Raw genomic sequence first — 257 nt, 5'->3', positions numbered from 1 at the left:
AGAGTCCCGTCCTAGTATTTTATTAAGATGCGGATAACGATTAAATCTATCAATAATCGCCTTATGCTGATACTCAAAATCTAAGTTATTTTTAATACCTAACGCCTTATATAACTTAACCGCTTCATCATGTATTAACTTTGATTCGCTGTGCATAAAAGGCATATACAAAAATACGCGTTGCTCATCCGTCAATTCCTTATCAAACCCTTTGGCAATAGCTGCTTGCGCTAACGCTAGAGCTAATGCATCACAGG

The 257-nt window shown here is 37.0% G+C and carries 1 protein-coding gene; it reads right to left on the bottom strand.

Annotation, left to right across the window (positions count from 1 at the left end; genetic code table 11):
- On the bottom strand, nt 1-257 hold a 257-nt coding region (locus SB765_RS31405; protein ID WP_410932731.1), incomplete at both ends, for a DUF924 family protein.

It is taken from the genome of Pseudomonas sp. SIMBA_067 (genome assembly GCF_046534675.1).
GTDB classification, from domain to species: domain Bacteria; phylum Pseudomonadota; class Gammaproteobacteria; order Pseudomonadales; family Pseudomonadaceae; genus Aquipseudomonas; species Aquipseudomonas putida.
Note: the sequence above shows the minus strand (reverse complement) of the source record. Positions and strands in the feature narration are given on the sequence as shown.